The organism is Xanthomonas bromi (assembly GCF_900092025.1).
In the GTDB taxonomy this organism is placed as follows: domain Bacteria; phylum Pseudomonadota; class Gammaproteobacteria; order Xanthomonadales; family Xanthomonadaceae; genus Xanthomonas; species Xanthomonas bromi.
Window position 1 is genome coordinate 1 of the sequence record NZ_FLTX01000115.1, and the last position, 3,892, is coordinate 3,892.

At 62.9% G+C, this 3,892-nt stretch carries 7 protein-coding genes; all 7 read right to left on the reverse strand.

Annotation, left to right across the window (positions count from 1 at the left end; translation table 11 throughout):
• Positions 1-189: 189 nt before the first annotated feature.
• The 7 genes from XBLMG947_RS20685 to XBLMG947_RS20715 all read right to left on the reverse strand — a co-directional run bounded on the left by XBLMG947_RS20685 (position 190) and on the right by XBLMG947_RS20715 (position 3,845).
• Positions 190-588, reverse strand: coding sequence for an HNH endonuclease signature motif containing protein (locus XBLMG947_RS20685; protein WP_245228291.1), 399 nt, complete (start codon positions 586-588; stop codon positions 190-192).
• A gap of 34 nt (positions 589-622) precedes the next feature.
• On the reverse strand, positions 623-892 hold the full coding sequence (gene lysC / locus XBLMG947_RS20690) for an Rz1-like lysis system protein LysC (protein WP_065470394.1): 270 nt from the start codon (positions 890-892) through the stop codon (positions 623-625).
• Between the two features lie 155 nt (positions 893-1,047).
• Positions 1,048-1,305 (reverse strand): hypothetical protein, encoded by a 258-nt coding sequence (locus tag XBLMG947_RS23890; protein ID WP_245228293.1) that lies wholly within the window; start codon positions 1,303-1,305, stop codon positions 1,048-1,050.
• An 82-nt stretch (positions 1,306-1,387) separates the two neighbouring features.
• Positions 1,388-1,609 carry a DUF7940 domain-containing protein gene (locus XBLMG947_RS20700; protein ID WP_065470391.1) on the reverse strand — a complete coding sequence of 74 codons (222 nt, stop codon included), beginning with the start codon at positions 1,607-1,609 and terminating at the stop codon, positions 1,388-1,390.
• Entirely contained in the window at positions 1,606-1,944 is a 339-nt protein-coding gene (locus XBLMG947_RS20705) for a hypothetical protein (protein WP_245228294.1), read from the reverse strand. Before XBLMG947_RS20705 ends, XBLMG947_RS20700 begins: the two co-directional genes overlap by 4 nt.
• Positions 1,945-1,946: 2 nt before the next feature.
• Positions 1,947-2,438, reverse strand: coding sequence for a glycoside hydrolase family 24 protein (locus XBLMG947_RS20710; RefSeq protein ID WP_065470393.1), 492 nt, complete (start codon positions 2,436-2,438; stop codon positions 1,947-1,949).
• A gap of 540 nt (positions 2,439-2,978) precedes the next feature.
• Positions 2,979-3,845 carry an isopentenyl transferase family protein gene (locus XBLMG947_RS20715; RefSeq protein WP_245228295.1) on the reverse strand — a complete coding sequence of 289 codons (867 nt, stop codon included), beginning with the start codon at positions 3,843-3,845 and terminating at the stop codon, positions 2,979-2,981.
• Positions 3,846-3,892: the final 47 nt, after the last annotated feature.

Here is a 3,892-nt window from a genome sequence, read left to right on the forward strand (position 1 = left end):
TTAGGTGTTTGGCGTTTGTATCGCTGTGGGTTTTGCTTGTCGGCCCTCTTGAGGCGGGCCAGCTCATCGGGCTGTTTATGCCTGGCCATGGGTCACCAACCGAAAATCAAATTCTGTGGAAACGCGAAGAAAAGGGGGCGCACGGATCGCAAAGCAAAGGCCCCCAACTTTGCCCCTCCCCCCTGCCCGTCATGGGCAATCGGTCCCGTCCTCCTCGGCGCCCTCGCGCGGATCGAGCAGCAGGCCGTCGAACCGATCAAGCCCGCACCGCCGTGACGTCCCGAAGCCGCCGTTCTCCTTGGCCGTCTTGCGGCTATGGCAGGGGTGGCACAGCGACTGCAGGTTCTGCGGCGCGTTGTTGCTGTCGTCCCCGTCGATGTGGTCCACGTCCGTTGCGGCGACCACGCGGCCGAGTTTGGCGCACTGCCGACACAGCGGCTCGCTCGCCAGGTGTGCCGCACGTAATCGTCGCCACATTGTTGCGTTCGTCGGCAGCGCGCGCCGCGCCTGCCTGCGCTGCGCCTGCTTGCTGTCCTCGGTGTAGGGCGTCCACCAGCTTGGCCGGTGCTGTGGTGGGCGTGTCGGCATGCGCAGCCTCATCCTCCTCTCTCAACGCATCCAATCACGGCTGCTCGGCACCGGGCTGCAGCGCGCGGATGCGCGCCATGCGCTTGTCGCACTCTGTCTGCGTCGGGACATTGGCGTTGTAGGCCGATACCACCGCCTCGACGGTGCGCCCCTTGGCACGGACGGCAGGGCACGGCCTGGTCAGCGCGTCAGGCAACCGCACGTACTGCGGCACCTGGACACGCACCATGGTCGGCACGGTCGGTTTCACGGTCTTCTCGGTGCAGCCGGCCAGCACCAGCACAGCCAGGCGTAGGCGGGTAATAGGACGGGGATCTCGGGGCACAAGGGCATTGCCAGTTGGGCAGCACACGTCGGCGTGGCCTTGGCCGCTTGCAGCGCGCGGGCAGCCGATGTGGCCTGCACACGAGCGAGGGTTGCATCCTGCATCGCCTGGCGCGCTGCCGCTTCTACTACCGCCTACTGCTTGGAAGCGCGCCTCTCGGCGGCCAGAGTCTGGGCGGAGACCGCACTCAGCTGCTGGCCGCAGGCGTTTGCCGTGGCGAGCGCATTGCCAACAGCAGCCTGGGCCTTGCGCACTTGCGTAGCCGCTGCGTCGGTGGCGGTCCTCTCCCGATACCGGCAGCCGCTGACAAGCAAGCCACCGGTCAGCACACCCCACAGCACCAGACGGACGATCAGCGCGTAGGGCGCCAGGGCATCGGTGATCACAGTCATCGGTCAATCACCTTCCACAGCAGTAGCCAGAACGCGAGCCACAGGTGTCCGCACAGCGCGAACACGATCGCGACGATGGTCCTCATGGTGTTTCTCCTGGCCCCTTTTTCTGCACGATGCGCGCAACAACGCCCAGCGCCCCCAGCGCGCGGATCACCCACTTCGCCGGTGCAGGTAGCTCCTCCAGCCAACCCAGGCCGGCGACGCTGTTATAGATGTCAGGCAGCAGCACGATCCCGGTGCACACCTGCACCGAGGTGAATTTCCAAGCACGGTGCCAGTTCTCGATCAGTTGGATACTCACCTCAGCCCTCGCAGCTGCCGAAGTTCTTTGATGTCCTGCTTGTTTTGCTCCACCTGAATCGCCTGCTTGGCAACTTCGAGCTTCAGCGCTGGCACATCGGCCAACTGCGCCTGGATGTCCACCAGCTTGGAATTCATCACCGCCTGTTGCTCGGAGAGTTTCTGCACCGCTTCTTGCGTGGCGGCCTTGTCCACGGCGCTCTTGGTCTGCAGCACGGTCGTCACCAACGCGATCGATGCGGTGGTCGTGACCGATGCGGCGATCCCCAGCGCCCAGCGCTCGAAGGTTCCCAGGACAACGCGCGGGCGACCATCGGTACTCGACTGCGCGTCCATCTTCATTCCTCCGTCAATTGCCCACCGGCGCGCACGTAGGCGGCGATCAGCGCATCCAGTGTCTGCTCATACTGCCTGTAACCGCCGCCGGGCAAACTGGCCCAGACGTTGGAGACTTTCGCGATCGCCTCTTGGATGCGTCCTGCCTGGATCAGCCCCAGCGCGCGCCGCTCGCGGATCTGCTGCAGGGCGATCAAGTCCTGACTCAACGGCGAGAAATCCGTGAGCCCGAGCGTCTTCCGGTACGCGTCGTAGTAGCGCCGCAGTAGCTGATAGCGGCCCGCCGCCGTCGAGAAGATGCCCAGCGTTGGCACGTAGATCGACTGGCGCGGATGATCTGCATAGCCCTCGAACAGGCCGCCGCCGACGCGCACGTCGTAGCCGTGATCTTTCGTCGGCTGGCCCGGCTTATCCGTCCCTTCCGCCCACGCCACCATGTCGAGAAACGCAACGACATTGCGGCCACCGGCCTGCTCGGATGAGATGAAGGCCACAGGGTCTCCGGAGACGAAAAAGCCCCGCCGTCGCCGGCAGGGCTTGGATTAGGCGTAGCGCAAGTGGCGAGTCGGGCCTAGCGCCCGAAAAGTTAAGTTGCCGATGCCCCGAACGCAAGCGCCTAACTGCGGGCATGTCGTCTGTGCAACGCAAAAGCCCGGCACTTGGCCGGGCTTGTTGCGAGTTGCTACTTCGCGTTATAGAGAATTTTGCCGATTCGGCGATTGACTTGCAAGCCGTTCCGAGAAACGCAACGACATTGCGGCCGCCGGCATGCTCGGATGAGATGAAGGCCACAGGGTCTCCGGATACAAAAAGCCCGGCCGTCGCCGGCAGGGCTTGGGTAATGCGTCGAGCAAGTGGACAGTCAGGGCGTGCCCCGCACGGCCCTGCGCGCGCTCCTCGGGCGATCGAGCATATTGACATCAATTTCATGCACCCCACGCAAGACGGTATCGCTTTGGCAGGACCAGTGGAGCAGAAGATATCGAAAATGCCCCGCGACGATAAAGTCGGTCGCGCCAGGCCGCAAAAGCTGGTCAGAGCCGATGGTGTGATCCTGACTTGGAGCCACCCATCGATACTTCCTGCGCTTGCCAGCTCGCTGGCAACGTAAGCAGGTCCCGCTCCTGCCACTGCGCGTGGCCAAGATATTCCTTGGCGATACCGTGAATCAGTCGCTGCTTCGTCTCATCACCTAGGGACAGCAGTTGGGCGACCGGTAAGTTCCATTGTCGTGCGAAACGGATCGCATAGCGGTATCCGTCGATATCCTCGAGAATCGGGCGAAGCGCGAAATTGGGCCATAACGCCACCAGCTCTTCCAGCAACGAAGGCCGCTCCATGCCCGTGCGCAGCATCTTCTCAACGCGACGTAGGGCTCTGTCCAGGAAGTCTGCCCGATTGCCCAGCAGCAACCTGTGCGAGCGCCACTGCCAATCGTTCGCCCAGTGAGGATCAAGGATCATGCGATTGATCAGGGAGATCGATCCGCCCTCCAAGATCACGCCGCTGGCAGCGCTGTGTCTATCGACCAGATCAACCAACAATGCGTGCGCCTCATCCGCGGGGATAATGCCTTCGCGAACAGCGCGCGAGGCCAGATAGATCCTGCGCGTACCGCGCAGTTCAGCAGATAGCGGGCGTCCGCTGCACGTGGACATTTCCGGACAGCACTGAACTCGGTCGAGCGCGATAACCGGCCATCCGGTTTGCTCTGCCAGCGCCACGCCGACCTCGGTTTTACCGCTACAGGTCGGCCCCCAGATCAGGTGCAGTATGCAACTCATAGCATCACGCCATGTATGGACAACTCTCAACTTATATGCCCATAAATCTATAATTCGATATGCATGTATGTCGTGAAAAGCCATGACACTGCGGCCGTCGGCCTGCTCGGATGCCATGGCCGTCACGGAATCTTCCGGAAACAAAAAAGCCCGGCGCTTGGCCG